Here is a 19547-nt window from a genome sequence, read left to right on the forward strand (position 1 = left end):
GGGCGGCGTGCTCAGGATGCACATTCGGCGGGTGGCCACGGCATTGTCCGCGAGTTGCGGGCACCCCTACGCTGGTCGGGTAGGCCGCTCGCGGCGGCCGCCGGCAGCCCGGGTCCCCACACGACCCGGCCGCCGCACCGCGGTTCGATGCGCCCCGGACGCCCTGGCGAGCGCACCCGCGGTGGGTCACCCGACCCGGCCGCCGCGAGGGCCCTCCAAGGAAGGGCCCGGTGCCCCGGCCGAGGCAAGAAGCCGCGGGGACAAGCCAGGGATCAGGACGGCTGCCAGCCCGTCGACGAGGCCCAGTCGTCGGCCGCCCGCGCCATGTCCGCCCGGTCCGCCGCCTCCGGCACGGCCCGCAGATAGTCGCGCAGCAGCAACGCGTGCCGCCACCCCGGCGAACCCACCACACGCAGGTGCAGGTCGACGCGGTAACCCGGATCTGCGCACCCGTGCAGCCGCTTCGGGAACGTGCCGCCAGGGCTGCCCGCCCGATCCGACCACTCCCCCGGCCGCGCCGGAAAGCCCAGCTCACCGAGGCGCCGGGCCAGCCCGTCGGCCTCGTCGAGGGTGCGCACGCCGATCATCAGGTCGATGACGTCCCGGGCCGGCTGCCCGGGCGCCGCGGTCGGCCCGACATGCTGGACGTCGAATCCGTCGCCGAGCCCGTGCCGGATCCGGGCGATCAGCCGTGCCGCAGCCGCCGGCCACTCCGGATCGGACTGCACGATGCGTGACTCCGGACTCCGTGTCGCAGACCGCCCGGACCGGAGATTCCGCTCGAACTCCACGAGCCGGCCATGCCACAGCTCGTCGACTCGGGCGTGCAGGCACTCCAGGTCGTCCTCGTTGGTCAGCGTCACATCGGCGGCGGCACGACGGCTCGCATCGTCGGTCTGCGCGTCGATCCGCGCGGTGGCCTCCGCCACCGACATGCCACGCAGGCGGGTGAGACGCCCCAGCCGCACGTCACGGTCGGCCATCACCACGATCACGAGGTGGTACGACGAAGCCAGCCCCGCCTCGACCAGGAGCGGAACGTCGTTGACCACGATCGAGCCGGGCGCTGCCGAGCGGGTCAGCTCGGCGGTCCTCTCCCGTACCCGAGGATGAATGATCTTCTCGAGCCGCCGCCGCGCCGCCTCGTCACCGAACACGCGCGCCCCGAGCGCCGGCCGGTCGAGCGCCCCCTCCAGGGTGAGCACCCCGGCCCCGAACACCTCGACGATCTCGGCGAGGCCGTCCGTGCCGGGCTCGACCACCTCGCGGGCCAGCAGATCAGCGTCGATGATCACCGCTCCGCGCTCGGCGAGCCGCCGGGCGACCGCGCTCTTGCCGGCACCGATTCCACCCGTGAGCCCGACTCTCAGCATGGGATCAAGTATCGCCAGAACCGTGCGTACGGCAGCGCCCGGGAGGCGGCGGTGTGCAGGAAAGGCGAAAGGCCGCCCCGACCGGAGTCGGGACGGCCTTTCGGTGGTACGGAACTACCGGCTAGCTCTTGCCGCCGGCCAGCTTCTCGCGCAGAGCGGCGAGAGCCTCGTCGGTGGCCAGGGTGCCCACCGGCTCCTCGGCCGCGCGCGGCGAGGACGACGAGCTCGAGGAGGAGGTCGACGACGAGGTGGTCACGCCGCCGGACGGAGCCGGGTTGAGCGCGGCCTCGGCGTCGGCGTCGCGGGACGCCTGCACCTGCTTGGTGTGGGCCTCCCAGCGCTCGCGGGCGTCGGCGTACTGCTTCTCCCACGTCTCGCGCTGCTTCTCGAAGCCCTCGAGCCACTCGCCCGTCTCCGGGTCGAAGCCCTCCGGGTAGATGTAGTTGCCCTCGGCGTCGTACGTCGCGGCCATGCCGTAGAGGGTCGGGTCGAAGTGCTCCTCGCCCTCGACGAAGCCCTCGTTGGCCTGCTTGAGCGACAGCGAGATCCGGCGGCGCTCCAGGTCGATGTCGATGACCTTGACCAGAACGTCCGAACCCACCTGGACGACCTGCTCGGGCAGCTCGACGTGACGCTCGGCCAGCTCGGAGATGTGCACCAGGCCCTCGATGCCGTCGTCGACGCGGACGAACGCGCCGAACGGGACGAGCTTGGTGACCTTACCCGGCACGATCTGGTTGATCGCGTGGGTCCGGGCGAACTGACGCCACGGGTCCTCCTGCGTCGCCTTCAGCGACAGCGAGACACGCTCGCGGTCCAGGTCGACGTCGAGCACCTCGACCTCGACCTCCTGGCCGACCTCGACGACCTCGGACGGGTGGTCGATGTGCTTCCAGGAGAGCTCGGAGACGTGCACCAGGCCGTCCACACCGCCGAGGTCGACGAAGGCGCCGAAGTTGACGATGGAGGACACGACGCCCTTGCGGACCTGGCCCTTCTGCAGCTTGTTGAGGAACTCGGTGCGAACCTCGGACTGCGTCTGCTCGAGCCAGGCACGGCGGGACAGAACCACGTTGTTGCGGTTCTTGTCCAGCTCGATGATCTTCGCCTCGAGCTCGCGGCCGACATACGGCTGCAGGTCGCGGACGCGGCGCATCTCGACCAGGGAGGCCGGGAGGAAGCCACGGAGGCCGATGTCGAGGATGAGACCACCCTTGACGACCTCGATGACCGAACCGCGGACGACGCCGTCGTCTTCCTTGATCTTCTCGATGGTGCCCCAAGCCCGCTCGTACTGAGCGCGCTTCTTCGAGAGGATCAGACGACCCTCCTTGTCCTCCTTGGTGAGGACGAGGGCTTCGATGTGGTCACCGACCGACACCACTTCCGCGGGGTCCACGTCATGCTTGATCGACAACTCGCGCGAGGGGATGACACCCTCGGTCTTGTAGCCGATGTCGAGCAGGACCTCGTCCCGATCGACCTTGACGACGGTGCCTTCGACAATGTCGCCGTCGTTGAAGTACTTGATGGTCTCGTCGATGGCGGCGAGGAAAGCTTCCTCGGACCCGAGATCGTCGACGGTGACCTTGTTGGCGCTCGAGGTGGCCTCGATGCTGCTCGTCATGTGGACAGTTGCTCCGAACGGAATGGATTCGTGGTGTCTCCCGCGCTCCACGGAACTGCCGTCGGAAGCGGCACGAGCGAACGAGACGACCAACCCGAGAGCAGTCACATCAACGCAGTCGATCATGCCGAGACCGACGACCACGGAACCTGCTCCCTGCCGAGGCACACGATCCGCGAGCGCATCGACTAGCTTACCGTGCGCATTACCACAGGTTGCAAGCCCTCCTGAGGACCGCGGCACATTGTCGGTCGAGAACCCGTCAGCATGCCCCTTATGGGCCGAATCGGGACGGTCGACACGCCTGCCGTACGGTTGCCGGGTGACTTCGTCCCACTCGTTCGAGACTCCCACCGAGACCGAGGCGCGCCGCGCCAACCGCTCCTGGTGGGATCTCGACGCCGACGACTACCAGGACGAACACGGCGCCTTCCTGGGTGACGTCGACTTCGTCTGGTGCCCGGAGCGGCTTCGCGAGGCCGACGCGCGGCTGCTCGGAGCCGTACACGGGAAAAAGATTCTGGAACTCGGGGCCGGCGCCGCGGCAGCCAGCCGGTGGCTGCGCCGCGAGGGCGCCCGGCCGGTCGCCATGGACCTGTCGGCGGGCATGTTGCGGCATGCGAGGGAGGCGGCCGACCGCAGTGGGGTACGGGTGCCGCTCGTCCAAGCCGACGCGATGGCCCTCCCGTTCGCCGACGGCGCGTTCGACATCGTCTGCACGGCGTTCGGCGCGATCCCGTTCGTGGCCGACTCGGGCGCGGCGATGCGCGAGGTCGCCCGGGTGCTGCGGCCCGGCGGCAGCTGGGTGTTCTCCATCACGCACCCGATGCGGTGGGTCTTCTGGGACGAGCCGGACGAGACCGGCCTGCTCGCCCGGAACTCGTATTTCGACCGCTCCCCCTACGTCGAGCGGGACGAGGACGGGACGGTCAGCTACCTGGAACAGCACCGTACCCTCGGCGACCGCATCCGCGAGCTGGTGGCGGCCGGTTTCGTGGTCCGAGACCTGGTCGAGCCGGAGTGGCCGGACGACCACGACCAGATCTGGGGCCAGTGGAGCCCGTTGCGCGGCCGGCTCTTCCCGGGCACCGCCATCTTCGTCTGCGATCTGCCCAAGTCCTGACCGGCCGCCGTCACCCGTCCGTGTCCGCCGCCTCGCCTGCTCACCGTGCTGTTTCCGGAGCGGCCCGCCGGGTACCCCGCAGGCATGACCAAAACGAAGAAAGACCTGAAAAAGGGCGCCAAGGTGAGCTGGCGGAGCCACGGGGAGACCGTTCGCGGCACCGTGCAGCGGAAGATCACCGAGCGCACCGAGACCGCCGGGCGGACCGTCGCCGCCTCGGCGGAGGAGCCGCAGTACAAGGTGCGCAGCGACAAGACCGGGCGCGAGGCGGTGCACAAGCCGGAGGCGCTGCACCATGGGTGACGTGCACGCCGAGTTCCGGGAGGCGGTGAACATGACCGCCGCCGAACTGCGCCGATGGCTCGACAGCGACGAGTCGCAGCAGGTCGGCCAGAAACGGTCCGCGGGCGCCGAGTCGGTCGGCCACGACTCGGGCCGGAAGATCGTCCAGATCCTCGGCAAGAAGAAGGCCGACCTCACGGACGCCGACGAACAGCACATGCGCAAGGTGGTCGGCTACGTCCACCGGCACACGGCCCAGCGCCCCGACGGCGACGTCAGCGACAGCCGCTGGCGCCACTCACTGATGAACTGGGGCCACGACCCCCTCAAGTAGCCCGACCCCGGCCACCCGGAACGAGTCGCGATCCGACCCGCCGAGCCTTTGACGTAGCGGACCGGCCCGCCGAGCCTTTGACGTAGCGGACCGACCGGCCGAGCCGACCGGCTGGGAGGCCGGCCGGCGCGTGCTTTCCGGCGCTATGGGATACGGCGGCCGGCGTCGAGGACTCCGGCGAGGCGGGTCAGTTCGCCGGGGACGGCACGGTAGTAGACCCAGGTGCCGCGGCGGGCGCCGTGCACCAGGCCGGCCTCGCGAAGAATGCGCAGGTGGTGCGAGATGGTGGGGCCGGTGAGCGGGAACGCCTCGCTCAGGTCACAGACGCAGATCTCACCGTCGGCCGCCGACGCGATCATCGACAGCAGCCGCAGCCGGACCGGATCGCCGAGGGCTTTGAACGTCCCGGCGAGGTCGCCGGCCTGATCGGAATCGAGCGGCCCACGCCCGAGAGCGACCGTCCCGTCCGGGAGGACACCCGGCTCATGCCCGGAAGCCGCCACGTAACGCGGCCCGTGAACATGCCCGCCCACCGGAAGCGACCCCGGACCGTGAGAGGCCGCCGAAAGCGACGCCGGACCATGAGAGGCCGCCGAAAGCGACCCCGGACCATGAGAGGCCGCCGAAAGCGACGCCGGTCTGGGGGCGGCGGTCGGCCCGGTGCGGAGGCCGGGGGTGAGCGCCGCGGCGGGCTGCCCGGATACGGTCCCGGGTGGCGTGTCGGCCTCGACCCCGGAACGAACCTCAATCGACGTCGATCGGCTCGGCATCGGCCCAGGGTGGCAGAAGAGCGCAACCAGCGGCGCGAATGCCACCCGGACGAGTACCCCGGCCCGCCGGCCCGTCACCCGACCGGGCGGATACCGACGCCCCGGTCCGGTGGACCCTCGAACCCGCAGGTCATCGTGCCGTCCCAGGCGCCTTCTGCCAGCCGCCTTCCCGGCGTCGAACTGACCAACCACCTTGGCGGCAAAGAGCGCGTTGCGCCGGAAGGCCCAGCCGCGATCATGTGAGACAGGATGCGAAGACGGACCGGTGGTCCCGCGCACCCACGACCATGTGAGGTCCGACCGCAAGACGGCATCCGTGGTCCCGCGCATCCGGCAGACCCGCGACCGTGTGAGGTCCGGACGCAAAGGCAGAACCTGTGGTCCCGCACGACCGCGACCGTATGCGGCCCGAGCGCAAAGACGGAAACCCCCGGTCCCCGCGCCCCGCCACAGCCGCGACCGTGTGGAATCCGCACGCAAAGACGAAACCGCGGTCCCCGCACCCCGACCGTGTGAGGGCCAGGCCGCGAAGACGGGAACCCGGGGGCGGGCGCACCGGGCACAGCCGGCGACCGCGCGGGTCCGGACGGTGCGCCCGGACCCGATGCGGGGCTTAGTGGTCGGCTCCGTTCCAGTCTCGGCCGGCGCCGATGGAGACCTCCAACGGGACCGACAACGGGTAGGCGCCGCCCATCTCGCGGCGGACCAGCTCCTCGAGGGCCTCCTGCTCGCCGGGGGCGACCTCGAAGACCAGCTCGTCGTGGACCTGCAGGAGCATCCGGGAGGTCAGGCCGGCGTCCTTGAGGGCCTCGTCGACGTGCAGCATCGCGATCTTGATGATGTCGGCGGCGGAGCCCTGGATCGGCGCGTTCAGCGCCATCCGCTCGGCCATCTCGCGGCGCTGGCGGTTGTCACTGCTCAGGTCGGGCAGATAGCGGCGGCGGCCCAGGATGGTGGCGGTGTAGCCGTCCTTGCCGGCCCGCTGGACGACGGCCTGGAGGTAGTCGCGGACCCCGCCGAAGCGCTCGAAATACTCCGTCATCAGCGTGCGCGCCTCCTCGGTGGAGATGCTCAGCTGGTTGGAGAGGCCGAAGGCGCTCAACCCGTACGCCAAACCGTAGTTCATCGCCTTGATCTTGCGTCGCTGGTCGGCGGTGACCTCGCCCAGGCCGACGTGGAAGACCGACGAGGCGGTGGCGGCGTGGAAGTCGGCGCCCGAGTTGAAGGCGGCGATCAGCGCGTCGTCACCGGACAGGTGCGCCATGATCCGCATCTCGATCTGGCTGTAGTCGGCGGTCATCAGCCGGTCGTAGCCGGGGCCGACCACGAAGGCGCGGCGGATGCGGCGCCCCTCCTCGGTACGGATCGGGATGTTCTGCAGGTTGGGGTCGGTCGACGAGAGGCGGCCGGTGGCGGCGACCGTCTGGTTGAACGTGGTGTGGATGCGGGTGTCGTCGGAGACCGACTTGAGCAGGCCGTCGACGGTCGACTTGAGCTTGGCGACGTCACGGTGGCGCAGCAGGTGGGCCAGCAGCGGGTCGGCGGTCTGCTCGAACAGGTTGGTCAGGGCGTCGGCATCCGTCGTGTAGCCCGATTTGATCTTCTTGGTCTTGGGCAGGTTGCGCTCGACGAAGAGGATCTCCTGCAACTGCTTGGGCGAGCCGAGGTTGAACTCGCGGCCGACCACCTCGTGTGCGGCCTGCTGCGCCGATTTGACCTCGGCGGCGAAGTGCGACTCCAGCTCGGAGAGGTAGTCGGTGTCGGCGGCGATGCCGCGCTGCTCCATCTCGGCGAGGACCACCGACAGCGGCTGCTCCACGTCGGCGAGCAGGCGCACCGACTCGCCGCCGTCGCGGGACAGCTCGGTGATGAGCACCTCGGCCAGGTCGAGGGTGGCCCGGGCGCGGAGCATCACGCCCTGCTCGGCCGTGTCGTCAGGACCGTCCTCGCCGTCGAACGTGAAGGCCATCTGGGCCTCCTGCGGCTCCTCGACCCTCAGCTCGCGCTTGAGGTAGCGCAGCGCCAGGTCGTTGAGGTCGTAGGCTCGCTGGTCGGGCTTGGCGAGGTAGGCGGCGAGGGCGGTGTCGGTGGTGACCCCGGCCAGCCGCCAGCCGTGCGCGTGGAAGGCGAGCAGCGCCGGTTTCGCGTCGTGGATCACCTTGGGACGGGACGGCTCGGCCAGCCACGCGGCCACCGCACGCTCGTCGTCCTCGTCGAGGCCGGCCGGGTCGAACCAGGCGGCCGGACCGTCCGCGGTGGCCACGCCGACCCCGGTGAGCCGGCCGGTGCCGCGGCCGAACGTGCCGGTGACGGCCACGCCGACCGGGTCGGTGCCGGCGTGCTCGCGCAGCCAGGCGGCGACACCACCGGAGCGCAGCACCTGCCCGGCGATGTCGAACCCGGCCTCGGCCTCGGGCTCCACCGCCTCCAGGTACGAATACAGCCGCTCGCGGAGGATCCGGAACTCCAGCGCGTCGAACACCCGGTGCACGGCCTCCCGGTCCCACCCGGCCCACCGCACGTCCTCCGGGCGCAGCGGCAGCTCCAGGTCGCAGACCAGCGCGTTGAGGTCGTAGTTGCGGATCACGTCGGCCAGGTGGGCGCGCAGGCTGTCGCCGACCTTGCCCTTGATCTTGTCGACGTTGGCGATGATCCCGTCGAGGTCGCCATACTCCTTGATCCACTTGGCGGCGGTCTTGTCACCCACACCGGGGACACCGGTCAGGTTGTCGCTGGACTCGCCGACCAGCGCGGCCTTCACCCGGTAGAGCTCGGGCCGGACGAAATACTTGGTCTCGATCGCCTCCGGGGTCATCCGCCAGACCTCGGAGACGCCGCGCACCGGATAGATGATCGTGGTGTGCTCGCCGGCGAGCTGGAAGGCGTCGCGGTCACCGGTGGAGATCAGCACCTCCATGCCGCCGGCGCGGGCCTGGGTCGCCAGGGTGGCGATGATGTCGTCGGCCTCGTAGCCGGGTTTCTCCAGCACCGGGATGCGCAGCGCCTCCAGCACCTCCTTGATCAGGCTGACCTGACCCTGGAAGGGCTGCGGGGTCTCCGACCGGCCCGCCTTGTACTCCGCATACTTCTCGGTGCGGAAGGAGTGGCGGGAGACGTCGAACGCGACCACGATGTGCGTCGGTTTCTCGTCACGCAGCATGTTGATGAGCATCGACGTGAAGCCGAACACGGCGTTGGTCGGCTGCCCGGTGGCGGTGCTGAAGTTGTCCACCGGCAGCGCGAAATAGGCCCGGTAGGCCAGCGAGTGGCCGTCGAGCAGCAGCAGGCGGGGGGTCTCGGCTTCGTCGCTCACATCCCGGCACTCTAGTCGCCGGGTATGACAATCCCCGGTACGCCGTCCGGGCCGACGGTTCACCCGCTCAAACGTCAGACCGCGAGCGGAAAGTTACGGATAGGCAACTGTCCTGTTGCAACCGGAGCTTTGAGCTAGCCCCGAGGTCCACAGCTCATTAGGTTGCCACCATCAGCGTCATGGCAGTGGGGGCCACCCATGCACCCACCGCGCTGGGACAAAGGAGATTTGATGATCCGCCGCAACTTCGCATGGCGCGGTGTCGCCGTGCTGGGTGCCGCTTGCCTTGCTCTGGGCGCGTGCTCGAACGACGGTGACAAGCCGACGACCGGCTCCTCCTCGGCCCCTGCGGCCACGGGTGGCGACGGTGTGCTCAAGGTCGGCACCCTGCTGCCGCAGACCGGTTCGCTCGCGTTCCTCGGCCCGCCGGAGTTCGCCGGCGTCGACCTGGCCGCCAAGGAGATCAACGCGGCCGGCGGTGTCCTGGGCAAGGACATCGTGGTCACCGACACCGACTCCGGTGACACCACCACCGACATCGCCAGCCAGTCGGTGAACAAGCTGCTCGCCGAGAAGGTCGACGTCATCATCGGCGCCGCGTCGTCGTCGGTGTCCCTCTCCGTGATCGACAAGATCACCGGCGCGGGCGTGGTGCAGATCTCGCCGGCGAACACGTCGGACAAGTTCACCACCTACAACGACAAGGGCCTCTACTACCGGACCGCGCCGCCGGACACCCTGCAGGGCCGCGTCCTCGGTGACCTGGTGGTCGCCGACGGCAACGCGACAGTGGGCCTGCTGGTCCTCCAGGACGCGTACGGCACCGGTCTGGCCAAGAGCGTCCGCACCGCGGTCGAGAGCGGTGGCGGCCAGATCGTCGCCGAGGAGGTCTACGACCCGAAGGCGGCCGACTTCTCGGCCGAGATCGGCAAGATCAAGCAGGCCAACCCGGCCGCCATCGTGCTGATCGGCTTCGACGAGACCAAGAAGATCGTCCCCAAGCTGGTCGAGGTGGGCCTCACCGCCAAGGCCAAGAAGTGGTACTTCGTCGACGGCAACCTGTCGAACTACGGCAAGGAGTTCCCGAACGGGACCTTCGAGGGCGCCAAGGGCACCACGCCGGGCGCCAAGGCCAGCGAGGAGTTCCAGAAGAAGCTCCTCGAGGTCGACCCGGCCCTGAAGGACTTCAGCTACTCCGCCGAGTCGTACGACGCGGTCATCCTCACGGCCCTGGCCGCCGAGGCCGCCAAGAGCGACGCCCCCGCCGACTACAGCAAGCAGCTCGCCGCGGTGAGCAAGGGCGGCGAGAAGTGCACCAGCTTCCAGGCCTGCAAGGACGCCCTCGCCGCCGGCAAGGACATCGACTACGACGGCATGAGCGGCCCGGTCGAGTGGAACGACGCCGGTGACCCGTCCGAGGCCACCATCGGCATCTACCAGTACGGCCCCGACAACACCTACAAGAACATCTCGTACCAGCCCGGCAAGATCTGATCTGAGCCTCTGGTAACAGCGAGGGCCCGGCCGTCTGGCCGGGCCCTCGCCCTTTTGTGCTGTGCGGGCCGAGCCCGCACCCGGCCAAACGGAAGGGCCCCCGGCGAGCGCCGGGGGCCCTTCCTGCGAACCGATCAGGCCTTGCCCAGGGTCCCCAGGTAGAGCTCGATCACCTTGGGGTCGTCCATCAGGTCCCGGCCGGACGCGGTGTACGCGTTGCGGCCCTGGTCCAGCACATAGCCCCGGTCACAGATCTGCAGGCACCGCCGCGCGTTCTGCTCCACCATGATCACGGTGACGCCGGTGTCGTTGATCTGCTTGGTCCGGAAGAACACCTCGTCCTGCATGGCCGGCGAGAGACCCGCCGACGGCTCGTCGAGGAGCAGGACGCTCGGTTCCATCATCAGGGCCCGGCCCATCGCGACCATCTGGCGCTCACCACCGGAGAGCGCCCCGGCACGCTGCTTGCGACGGGTGCCGAGGGTGGGGAACAGGCCGACCACGAAGTCGAAGCGCTCCTTGAAGCGCTTCGGCCGCAGGAACGTACCCATCTCCAGGTTTTCCTCGATGGTGAGGGTGCCGAAGACGTTGTTGGTCTGCGGGACGAACCCGATCCCCTTGGCCACGAGCTTGTTGGCCTTGAGGTTGGTGATGTCCTCACCCCGGAGCGTGACCGCGCCGGACCGGATCGTCACCAGACCGAAGAGGGACTTGAGCAGGGTCGACTTACCGGCGCCGTTGGGACCGATGATGCCGACCAGCTCGCCCTCCTTGGCGTACAGGTCGCAGTTGTTGAGGATGTTCACACCCGGGAGGTAACCGGCGATCAGGTCGTCGGCACGGACCAGCGCGCCCTCGGCCGCGGCCAGGTGGGCGGAGCGGTCCTGGATCTCGTTGCTGGAGCCACTACTCATCAGACTTGCCTCCCTCGGCCTCGGCCGCCACCTCGGCGGCCACCTCGGCGGAGTCGTGCGCGGTGCCGTCGTGGTGCGCGCCCAGGTAGGCGTCGATGACCCGCGGGTCGGCCATCACCGTGTCGGGCGTGCCCTCGGCGATCACCTGGCCCTGGCCCATCACGATCACCCAGTCGCTGATGTCGCGGACCATGTCCATGTCGTGCTCGACGAAGAGAACGGTCATGCCGTCCTCTCGCAGGCTCTTCACGTGACCGAGCAGCGACTGCGTCAGCGCCGGGTTCACGCCGGCCATCGGCTCGTCGAGCATCACCATGTCGGGCTGGACCATCAAGGCCCGGGCCATCTCGAGGAGCTTGCGCTGACCGCCGGAGAGGCTGCCGGCGAAGTCCTCGCGCTTGGCGTCGAGCTTGAACCGGACGAGCAACTCGTCGGCCCGCTCGGTGATCTCCTTCTCCTGACCCTGCCAGAGGGCCGGGACCAGACCCCGCCAGAAGGACTCGCCCTTCTGGCCGGTCGCGCCGAGCCGCATGTTGTCGATGACCGACAGACGCGACAGGGCCTTGGTGAGCTGGAAGGTCCGCACCATGCCCTTGCGGGCCACCTGGTGCGGCGCCACCCCGCCGAGCGGGCTGCCGTTGAAGGTCCAGTTGCCCTCGTTCGGCTTGTCGAAGCCGGTGAGCAGGTTGAAGAACGTCGTCTTGCCGGCGCCGTTGGGGCCGATCAGCGCGGTGATCGCGCCGCGCTGGATCTCGATGTGGTCGACCTGCACGGCGGTGAGGCCGCCGAAGCGCCGCACCACCTTGTCGGCGACCAGGATCGGGTCCTTCTTCTTGGCGCCCGGCTCGTGCGGGACGTCCTTGAGCGCTTCCCGCGCCTTGAGCACGCCGGGCGGGACATTGGTGTCAGCGGCCATCGAGCATGACCTCCTTCTTGTCACCGAAGATGCCCTGCGGACGGAAGATCAGCAAGAGGATCAGTCCGAGACCCACACAGATGTAGCCGAACGCGCCGGCGTCCGTCTTGTCCATGAACCAGGTCGGGATGTAACCCGCATCGATGGCCTCCGGGAGCACGGCGTTGATGAACGTCAGCAGGAACCAGAAGATCATCGACCCGATGACCGGGCCGAAGACGCGGGCGGCGCCACCGAGGATCACGATCGTGTACATGTAGAACGTGAACTCGGTGCCGTAGGTGTCCGGCTGGACCGCGGCGTTGCGCAGGGCGATGACGTAACCGCCGAGCGAACCGAGAACGCCACCGAGGATGAGCGACTGCATCTTGTACGACACGACGTTCTTACCGAGGCTGCGCACGGCGTCCTCGTCCTCACGGATGGCCTTGATGACACGGCCCCACGGGCTGCGCATCGCCAGGAACACGAAGACCAGGGAGATGGCGACGAGCACCCAGCCGACCGTCATGATCCACAGCTCACGGGCGTCGAAGCTGATCAGCGTGCCGATCTCGACCGCCCCGCTGTACGGGTTCATCGAGTAGAAGCCGTCGGAGAACGCCTGCAGGCCGTCGGAGCCGCCGGTCCACTTGCTGAGCGAGACCGAACGGAACAGCAACCGGACGATCTCCGCCGCGGCGATCGTGACGATCGCGAGATAGTCGGCGCGCAGACGCAGCGTCGGGATGCCCAGCAGCAGGGCGAGGATGACCGCGCCGAGCAGACCCACCCCGATGCCGATCCAGAAGGGCAGGCCGAAGGTGGCGACGGTCATCGCCAGACCGTAGGCGGCGATGCCGAGGAAGGCCGACTGACCGAAGTTCAGCAGGCCGGTGTAGCCGAAGTGCACATTGAGACCGATGGCCGCCAGCGCATAGGCGATCATCGTGGCGTTGATCAGCGACTCCAGCGAGACGCCGATGATGATGTCCCAGCTCATGAGACCCCCCTCAGCCGATCCGCTCGCGGCGGCCCAGGATGCCCTGGGGCCGGACCAGGATGATCACGATGAGCACCACGAGAGCGCCGACGTTCTTGAGCTCGGTCGGAATCCACAGCGTCGAGAGCTGCGTCGCCAGACCGACCACGAGGCTGCCCAGCAGCGCGCCGAACGCGGTGCCGAGGCCGCCGAGGGTGACCGCGGCGAACACCAGGAGCAGGATCTGGAAGCCCATCTGGTAGTTGACGCCCTGGAAGACACCGAGCATCACGCCGCTGAGCGCGGCCAGCGCGCCACCGATCGCCCAGACCAGCCGGATGATGGAGTCGACGCTGATGCCGGAGGCGGCCGCGAGGGCGGGGTTCGTCGACACCGCACGGGTCGCCTTGCCGAGACGGGTCATCACCAGCGCCAGCGAGACGCCGATCAGGACCACGATCGCGATGCCGTCCATGATCAGGTTCTTCGGGGCCACCGAGATCGGGCCGATCTCGATGCCGGGCTGCGCCACGTACTGCGCGTACTGCTGCGTGGTGCCGCCGAACACCCAGAGGTAGATGTAACGCAGGATCAGCGCCAGACCGATCGAGATGATCATCATGCCGATCAGGCCGGTCCGGCGGTTGCGCAGCCAGCCCCAGAAGAAGCGGTCCTGGAAGTAGCCGAAGACACCGCCCAGCACCACGGCCACGATCGCCGCGATCTCCAGCGGCATTCCCCAGCTGACGTTGAACAGCAGGCAGATCACCGCGCCGAAGGTGATCAGCTCACCGTGCGCGAAGTTGGTCAGCCCCATGGTGCCGAAGATCAGCGACAGGCCGAGGGCGGCCAGCGCGATGATGAGACCGAAATGAATGCCGGTGTACGCCAGGTCGAGAACCCGGGCCAGCGACGAGTTGCCGTCGTCCTCGGGCGCCGGGGCTCCGGGGCCGGAGGTGGCGCTCGCGCCGAGCGGGAACAGCACGTTACGCGCCGCGCCCTCGAACACCGTCAACGTCAGACTCGATCGACCGGTGGTGACTACCACGCCCTGCGGCAGCGTCGCGGTGTCCAGATCGACCTTGTAGGTGCCCGCAGCCTTCAGCGGGACCGCCCACTTGCCGTCCGCACCGGACTTCGCCTCACCGGCCGATGTGCCGCCCTCGTCCGACACTTTGATCACAACGCCCGCCACCGGCTGGCCCGCATTGATCAACGTGCCCTGCAACGCCTCACCCTCGGCTAAAGCGCTCGTGGCGCCGAAACCCAGGGAAGTGAAGAGGAATCCGAGAACGGCCGTGAAGATGATCACGGCTCTACGCAACGATGCTCCTTGTGTTTAGCAGCAGAAATCCCCGCTAGACGTATCGCGGAAGGACTGGCGGATCATAGCCTGCCAAGCAGCTGAGCAGCGGGTCGTAACAAAGCCGTTACGGAGCCTCAACCTTTCGTCAAGAGCCAATAAAGAACCGGTGGCACGTGACCCGTACCACCGGCTCGTTACAGCGACACCAACCGGACTAACCGGCAGGAGTGCCCCCGGCGGACTCCTGCAGGATGCGGTCGGCGACCTCACGCATCGTCATCCGGTTGTCCATGGCGGCACGCTGGATCCACTTGAAGGCCTGCGGCTCGGTCATCGAGTACTTCGTCATCAGCTCGCCCTTGGCGCGCTCCACCGACTTACGCGTCTCGAGGCGCTCGGTCAGGCCGGCGACCTCGGACTCCAGCGCGGAGATCTCCGAATACCGGGAGAGGGCGATCTCGATCGCCGGCACCAGGTCGGATTTCTGGAAGGGCTTCACCAGGTACGCCATGGCGCCGGCCGCGCGTGCCCGCTCGACGAGGTCACGCTGGCTGAACGCGGTCAGGATGACGACCGGCGCGATCCGGCCGCCGGCGATCCGCTCGGCCGCCGCCAGACCGTCCATGATCGGCATCTTGATGTCCAGGATCACCAGGTCGGGCTTCAGGTCCTCGGCCAGCCGGACCGCGGTCTCGCCGTCGCCCGCCTCACCGACGACGTCGTAGCCCTCCTCCACGAGCATCTCGGCCAGGTCCAGCCGGATCAGGGCCTCGTCCTCGGCGATGAGCACCCGCTTGCGCTCGGCGCCACCCTGCGTGTCGGCCACGGAAACCCCTACCCCCAGAACGTCGATGTCGCGACACCCCGGTATGTGGGTGTCGCCGCCCTAAGCCTAGTAGGTAGGCTGTCGGAGTCTCATCCTGGCGTGACCAACTCACGCCGTGCTGAGGCATACTCAGCCACACCCGGACATCCCGTCCGCGTGCGGTGCCGCCCCTGTATTCCAACCGGCAGAGAAGATGGTCTCAAACACCATACAGTGTGGGTTCGAATCCCACCGGGGGCACAAATTCCACCTGGTTTACGGGGCCCACGTCCACCCCCTCTGACGTCCGCCTATGCAACACAGTAGGGCTGGGAAATCCATTTCCCTCCGGACAATCAATCACACATCGATGACCGTGGCGTTACGCGCCTAAAAGGCGACGGTAAAGTCGGCAATCTGCGCGAACCCGAGGCCCCGGGCTGCCCGGGATGCTGTCATGGCAGGGACAGCATCATCAGGAGGCCTCATGTTGTGGTCCGGATCTTCACCCTCGACCGTCCGGCGCGGGAGCATGTGGGGCTTCCTGATGTTCACCGGGGCGGCGTGGCTGGCGATCTCCTGGTCGGTGCTGCGCCTCGAACCGATCGACATCGCCGCGGTGGCCGGGCCGATCGTGCTGTTCGGCGCGGTCGGCGAGCTGCTGCGCGCCATCGCCGGGACCCGGACCTGGTGGCTGAACGCGTGTCTCACCGTCCTCTTCGCCGCGACCGGCGGGCTGCTGATGTGGGACATCCAGGACTCCACCTACACCACCCCGGCCGCGCTGATCGGGTGGTACCTGATGGTACGCGGCGCCGTCGACATCGCGGTCGGGATCATGACCCGGGGCGCCGACCGGACCTGGAGCCTGCTCGTCACGATCGGGGTGCTCCAGACCGGGCTCGGGTTCTGGTCGGCGAGCTCGTTCGCGCGTACCGGGCCGATGGTGATCGTGGTCCTCGGCGCGCTGGGAACGCTGCGCGCGATCGCCGACCTGGTTACCGCGCTGCGCCTGCGGGAGGTCGCCGGGCCCCGCAAGGACGTGCTGGAACTACCACCGGAACGGGCCGCCGGAGTGTCCGGGTACGCGGCCGGGCTCACCGACTTCGAAGGGGCGCCGTCCCGCTCGCGGGCCCGGCACCGGGCTCGGCCGGCCGGCACCGCGACACCGGCCGGCGCCACGCCGCCCACCGGGGAGAGCTTCCACGACCAGGTGGTACGGACCACGGCCGACCTCGACGCGATGCTCGCCCAGGCCGGGATCACCGGGCCGCGGGCCGGAGCGGTGGTCGAGTCGCCCAAGGACATCCCGGCCGTCCCGGACACGCCGGAAGGCGTGGAGGGCGAGGTCGAACGGCCCGGCCGGCAAGCCTGATCCGGTACGGCCGGCGCATGCGGTAGGGAGACTTGTCTCCCCGATCCCGCCGGTGGTGGATCCGTTGTCGGCCGGTCGCCAGGCCGAGGTCCCCACCGGCGGGGTCAGCCGCCGATCCGGCGGAGCAGTCCCTCCTGGACGGCGCTCGCGATGTGCCGCCCGTCCCGGGTGAACATGCGGCCGTTGGCGAGACCGCGGGCCCCGCTCGCGGACGGGCTGGCACTGTCGTAGAGGAACCACTCGTCGGCGCGGAACGGCCGGTGGAACCAGAGCGCGTGGTCGAGGCTGGCGCCGATGACGCCGCCGGGACCCCAGACCTCGCCGTGCGTGGAGAGCACCGCGTCGAGCAGCGACATGTCGGACGCGTAGGTGAGCGCGCAGGCGTGGATCAGCTGGTCGTCGGGCAGCCGGCCGTCCAGCCGCATCCACACCCGCTGCAGCGGCTCGGCGTCGCGGTCGCCGGGTGGGACCCAGCCGGGCACACCCACGTAGCGGACGTCGACCGACCGGGGCGAGGCCTTGAACATCGCCATCCGCTCCGGATATTTCTCCGCCCAGTCGAGCATCGTGGGCACATCCTCCGGGCCGGGGACCCCGACCGGCGCCGGCTCCTGATGGTCCAGCCCCTCCTCGGGGATCTGGAACGACGCCGACATGAAGAAGATGGTCTTGCCGTGCTGCTTGGCCGTCGAACGGCGGACCGAGAAGGAACGCCCGTCACGGATCTGCTCGACGTGGAAGGTGATCGGCACGGTCGGGTCGCCGGGGCGCACGAAATAGCCGTGCAACGAGTGCACGTGCCGGGACGGATCGACCGTGCGGCCGGCCGCGACCAGCGCCTGCCCGGCGACCTGGCCGCCGAACACCCGCTGGGCGCCGGTCTGCGGGCTCTCGCCCTGGAAGGTGGCCGCGTCGACCTGCTTCAGATCGAGCAACTCGAGAAGCTGGTCGACGGCGGCCTGTCCCTGGAGCAACGTCACGCTGTCACCTTACGGCCGACGGCGTGACGCGATGCCGATCACGTGCAGGAGGTCACACCGTCGCCGGGTCGACGAGCGAGCCCAGCTGGTGCACCCGCAGGGTGTTGGTGGAGCCCGGCGCGTTCGGCGGGGAGCCGGCCACGACGACCACGTAGTCGCCGGGCTTGGCCAGGCCGAGACCCAGCATCTTCGCGTCGACCTGGCGGAACATGTCGTCGGTGTGCTCGACGAAGTCGGTCAGGAACGTCTCCACACCCCAGCTCAGGGCGAGGGTGTTGCGCACCTCGGAGACCGGGGTGAACGCGTAGAGCGGCAGGTCGCAGTGCAACCGGGCGAGACGCTTGACGGTGTCGCCGGTCTGCGAGAACGCCACCAGCGCCTTGGCGCCGATGTTGCGGGCGATCTGCGAGGCGGCGACGGTCAGCGCGCCACCGTGGGTGCGCGGGTCGTGCTGCAGACGCGGGACGCCCATGCCGCCGGCCTCGGTCGTCGCGACGATCTTGGCCATCGTGCTGACGGTGAGCACCGGGTACTTACCGACCGAGGTCTCGCCGGAGAGCATCACCGCGTCGGTGCCGTCGAGCACCGCGTTGGCCACGTCGGACGCCTCGGCGCGGGTCGGCCGGGAATTCTCGATCATCGAGTCGAGCATCTGGGTCGCGACGATGACCGGCTTCGCGTTCTCCCGGCAGAGCTGGACGGCACGTTTCTGCACCAGCGGGACCTGGTCGAGGGGCAGCTCGACGCCGAGGTCGCCACGGGCCACCATGACGCCGTCGAAGGCCAGCACGATCGCCTCGAGGTGGTCGACCGCCTCCGGCTTCTCCACCTTGGCGATGACCGGGACCCGGCGGCCCTCCTCGTCCATGATCTTGTGGACCAGGTCGATGTCCTCCGGGGCGCGGACGAACGACAGCGCCACCAGGTCGACGCCGAGACCCAGGGCGAACCGCAGGTCCTCCTGGTCCTTGTCGCTGAGCGCCGGGACGCTGACCGCGACGTTGGGCAGCGAGACGCCCTTGTTGTTGCTGACCGGGCCACCCTCGGTGACCAGGCAGTGGATGTCCTCGCCCTCGACCTCGGTCACCTCGATCGCGACCTTGCCGTCGTCGATCAGGAGGCGGTCACCGACCTTGACCTCGTGCGGGAGCTTCTTGTAGGTGCAGGAGACGCGCTCCTTGGTGCCGAGGATCTCGTCGCTGGTGATGACGACGCGGTCGCCGGTCTCCCAGCGGTGCGGGCCGTCGGCGAACTTGCCGAGCCGGATCTTCGGGCCCTGCAGGTCGGCCAGGATGGCGACCGGCCGATCGGCCTGCTCAGCGGCGGCGCGAACCAGCTCGTACATCTCCCGGTGGTTTTCCCGGGTGTCGTGGCTGAAGTTCATCCGGGCCACGTTCATACCCGCTTCCACCAGGCCGAGCATGCGCTCCGGCGACTTGGTGGCGGGCCCCATCGTGCAGACGATCTTTGCGCGGCGTGTCACGGCCATCAGGCTAGTCCTTCTCCTGGGGCGGCCCGGCGGCCGACCCCCGTCATCGGCATGAACTGCGGGTGTCGACGGCGAGGTCAACCCGCGAGGTGTGGCGGGGTGCGCTGCGTCGTCCGCGGGCTTCAGCGACCGCCGGTTCAGACTAGCGGTCCGCTCACGGCGGCCGACGGCACATGCCCCAACCCCATTTCGCGGTACGGACCACACCTGCCACTGCCAGCGCAAAAGGCATCCGCGAGATCGATGTGAAGCGATGGGCCGACCGCCCGTGCACCGAACGACGGGCGGCCGGGGCCGGCAGAGGCCGCCCGGATGGACGGGGCGGTTCGCGGCACCGGCCGTCCCACCGGGCCGATCACCGCGCCGCCACGCACCCCCATCGATCGACGAACGCCATTGTGCTCCAGCCCCGGCAGCCGATTAACGCCCGTTTTGGTGACGACGGCCGGAAAAGCGCCGGGCCCGCCACCGGAAAGGTGACGGGC

General features: G+C 69.1%; 16 protein-coding genes and 1 tRNA gene. 6 read left to right on the forward strand and 11 right to left on the reverse strand.

What is annotated here, in order from left to right; all coding sequences use genetic code 11:
* Positions 1-272: 272 nt before the first annotated feature.
* Both coaE and rpsA read right to left on the reverse strand, forming a co-directional pair.
* Entirely contained in the window at positions 273-1373 is a 1101-nt protein-coding gene (gene coaE / locus BM290_RS05130) for a dephospho-CoA kinase (RefSeq protein ID WP_093610499.1), read from the reverse strand.
* 121 nt (positions 1374-1494) lie between these two features.
* Positions 1495-3000, reverse strand: a complete 1506-nt coding sequence (gene rpsA, locus BM290_RS05135; protein WP_093610501.1) for a 30S ribosomal protein S1 — start codon at positions 2998-3000, stop codon at positions 1495-1497.
* Between the two features lie 322 nt (positions 3001-3322).
* Between rpsA and BM290_RS05140 the strand changes: the two genes are divergently transcribed.
* The 3 genes from BM290_RS05140 to BM290_RS05150 all read left to right on the forward strand — a co-directional run bounded on the left by BM290_RS05140 (position 3323) and on the right by BM290_RS05150 (position 4739).
* Positions 3323-4123 (forward strand): class I SAM-dependent methyltransferase, encoded by an 801-nt coding sequence (locus BM290_RS05140; protein WP_177319584.1) that lies wholly within the window; start codon positions 3323-3325, stop codon positions 4121-4123.
* An 84-nt stretch (positions 4124-4207) separates the two neighbouring features.
* Positions 4208-4426, forward strand: a complete 219-nt coding sequence (locus BM290_RS05145; RefSeq protein ID WP_093610505.1) for a hypervirulence associated TUDOR domain-containing protein — start codon at positions 4208-4210, stop codon at positions 4424-4426.
* Positions 4419-4739, forward strand: a complete 321-nt coding sequence (locus BM290_RS05150) for a DUF3140 domain-containing protein (protein WP_093610507.1) — start codon at positions 4419-4421, stop codon at positions 4737-4739. The genes BM290_RS05145 and BM290_RS05150 overlap by 8 nt, the downstream gene beginning before the upstream one ends.
* 143 nt (positions 4740-4882) lie before the next feature.
* Here the strand turns inward: BM290_RS05150 and BM290_RS49525 are convergent, their stop codons facing one another.
* A complete protein-coding gene (locus tag BM290_RS49525; protein WP_239143387.1) occupies positions 4883-5272 on the reverse strand; it encodes an ArsR/SmtB family transcription factor in 390 nt (129 codons plus the stop codon).
* A gap of 850 nt (positions 5273-6122) precedes the next feature.
* On the reverse strand, positions 6123-8822 hold the full coding sequence (polA, locus tag BM290_RS05160) for a DNA polymerase I (protein ID WP_093610511.1): 2700 nt from the start codon (positions 8820-8822) through the stop codon (positions 6123-6125).
* A gap of 231 nt (positions 8823-9053) precedes the next feature.
* Between polA and BM290_RS05165 the strand changes: the two genes are divergently transcribed.
* On the forward strand, positions 9054-10316 hold the full coding sequence (locus BM290_RS05165; RefSeq protein ID WP_093610513.1) for an ABC transporter substrate-binding protein: 1263 nt from the start codon (positions 9054-9056) through the stop codon (positions 10314-10316).
* A 134-nt stretch (positions 10317-10450) separates the two neighbouring features.
* Here the strand turns inward: BM290_RS05165 and BM290_RS05170 are convergent, their stop codons facing one another.
* From BM290_RS05170 to BM290_RS05190, 5 genes are all read right to left on the reverse strand, one after another.
* Positions 10451-11230 (reverse strand): ABC transporter ATP-binding protein, encoded by a 780-nt coding sequence (locus BM290_RS05170; RefSeq protein ID WP_093610515.1) that lies wholly within the window; start codon positions 11228-11230, stop codon positions 10451-10453.
* On the reverse strand, positions 11223-12146 hold the full coding sequence (locus tag BM290_RS05175; RefSeq protein WP_093610517.1) for an ABC transporter ATP-binding protein: 924 nt from the start codon (positions 12144-12146) through the stop codon (positions 11223-11225). The genes BM290_RS05170 and BM290_RS05175 overlap by 8 nt, the downstream gene beginning before the upstream one ends.
* A complete protein-coding gene (locus tag BM290_RS05180) occupies positions 12136-13128 on the reverse strand; it encodes a branched-chain amino acid ABC transporter permease (RefSeq protein ID WP_093610519.1) in 993 nt (330 codons plus the stop codon). Before BM290_RS05180 ends, BM290_RS05175 begins: the two co-directional genes overlap by 11 nt.
* Positions 13129-13138: 10 nt before the next feature.
* A complete protein-coding gene (locus BM290_RS05185; RefSeq protein ID WP_239143388.1) occupies positions 13139-14431 on the reverse strand; it encodes a branched-chain amino acid ABC transporter permease in 1293 nt (430 codons plus the stop codon).
* A 196-nt stretch (positions 14432-14627) separates the two neighbouring features.
* Positions 14628-15239, reverse strand: coding sequence for an ANTAR domain-containing response regulator (locus BM290_RS05190; RefSeq protein WP_093610523.1), 612 nt, complete (start codon positions 15237-15239; stop codon positions 14628-14630).
* Positions 15240-15405: 166 nt separating this feature from the next.
* Here BM290_RS05190 and BM290_RS05195 point away from each other — a divergent pair.
* Both BM290_RS05195 and BM290_RS05200 read left to right on the forward strand, forming a co-directional pair.
* Positions 15406-15479: transfer RNA gene (locus BM290_RS05195), tRNA-Leu, on the forward strand.
* Positions 15480-15705: 226 nt separating this feature from the next.
* Positions 15706-16593 carry a hypothetical protein gene (locus tag BM290_RS05200; protein ID WP_244903875.1) on the forward strand — a complete coding sequence of 296 codons (888 nt, stop codon included), beginning with the start codon at positions 15706-15708 and terminating at the stop codon, positions 16591-16593.
* A gap of 104 nt (positions 16594-16697) precedes the next feature.
* Here the strand turns inward: BM290_RS05200 and BM290_RS05205 are convergent, their stop codons facing one another.
* Together BM290_RS05205 and pyk are read right to left on the reverse strand one after the other, a co-directional pair.
* Positions 16698-17567 carry an acyl-CoA thioesterase gene (locus BM290_RS05205; protein WP_093611215.1) on the reverse strand — a complete coding sequence of 290 codons (870 nt, stop codon included), beginning with the start codon at positions 17565-17567 and terminating at the stop codon, positions 16698-16700.
* Positions 17568-17625: 58 nt separating this feature from the next.
* A complete protein-coding gene (pyk, locus tag BM290_RS05210) occupies positions 17626-19062 on the reverse strand; it encodes a pyruvate kinase (protein WP_093610527.1) in 1437 nt (478 codons plus the stop codon).
* Positions 19063-19547: the final 485 nt, after the last annotated feature.

This window comes from Actinoplanes philippinensis, from assembly GCF_900113015.1.
Classification (GTDB): Bacteria; Actinomycetota; Actinomycetes; order Mycobacteriales; family Micromonosporaceae; genus Actinoplanes; species Actinoplanes philippinensis.

What these genes read in the sequence shown, in the direction of transcription:
- coaE (WP_093610499.1), bottom strand. Translation starts at nt 1,373, where the DNA reads ATGCTGAGAGTCGGGCTCACGGGTGGAATCGGTGCCGGCAAGAGCGCG.
- rpsA (WP_093610501.1), bottom strand. Translation starts at nt 3,000, where the DNA reads ATGACGAGCAGCATCGAGGCCACCTCGAGCGCCAACAAGGTCACCGTC.
- BM290_RS05145 (WP_093610505.1), top strand. Translation starts at nt 4,208, where the DNA reads ATGACCAAAACGAAGAAAGACCTGAAAAAGGGCGCCAAGGTGAGCTGG.
- BM290_RS05150 (WP_093610507.1), top strand. Translation starts at nt 4,419, where the DNA reads ATGGGTGACGTGCACGCCGAGTTCCGGGAGGCGGTGAACATGACCGCC.
- BM290_RS05165 (WP_093610513.1), top strand. Translation starts at nt 9,054, where the DNA reads ATGATCCGCCGCAACTTCGCATGGCGCGGTGTCGCCGTGCTGGGTGCC.
- BM290_RS05170 (WP_093610515.1), bottom strand. Translation starts at nt 11,230, where the DNA reads ATGAGTAGTGGCTCCAGCAACGAGATCCAGGACCGCTCCGCCCACCTG.
- BM290_RS05175 (WP_093610517.1), bottom strand. Translation starts at nt 12,146, where the DNA reads ATGGCCGCTGACACCAATGTCCCGCCCGGCGTGCTCAAGGCGCGGGAA.
- BM290_RS05180 (WP_093610519.1), bottom strand. Translation starts at nt 13,128, where the DNA reads ATGAGCTGGGACATCATCATCGGCGTCTCGCTGGAGTCGCTGATCAAC.
- BM290_RS05200 (WP_244903875.1), top strand. Translation starts at nt 15,706, where the DNA reads ATGTTGTGGTCCGGATCTTCACCCTCGACCGTCCGGCGCGGGAGCATG.
- pyk (WP_093610527.1), bottom strand. Translation starts at nt 19,062, where the DNA reads ATGGCCGTGACACGCCGCGCAAAGATCGTCTGCACGATGGGGCCCGCC.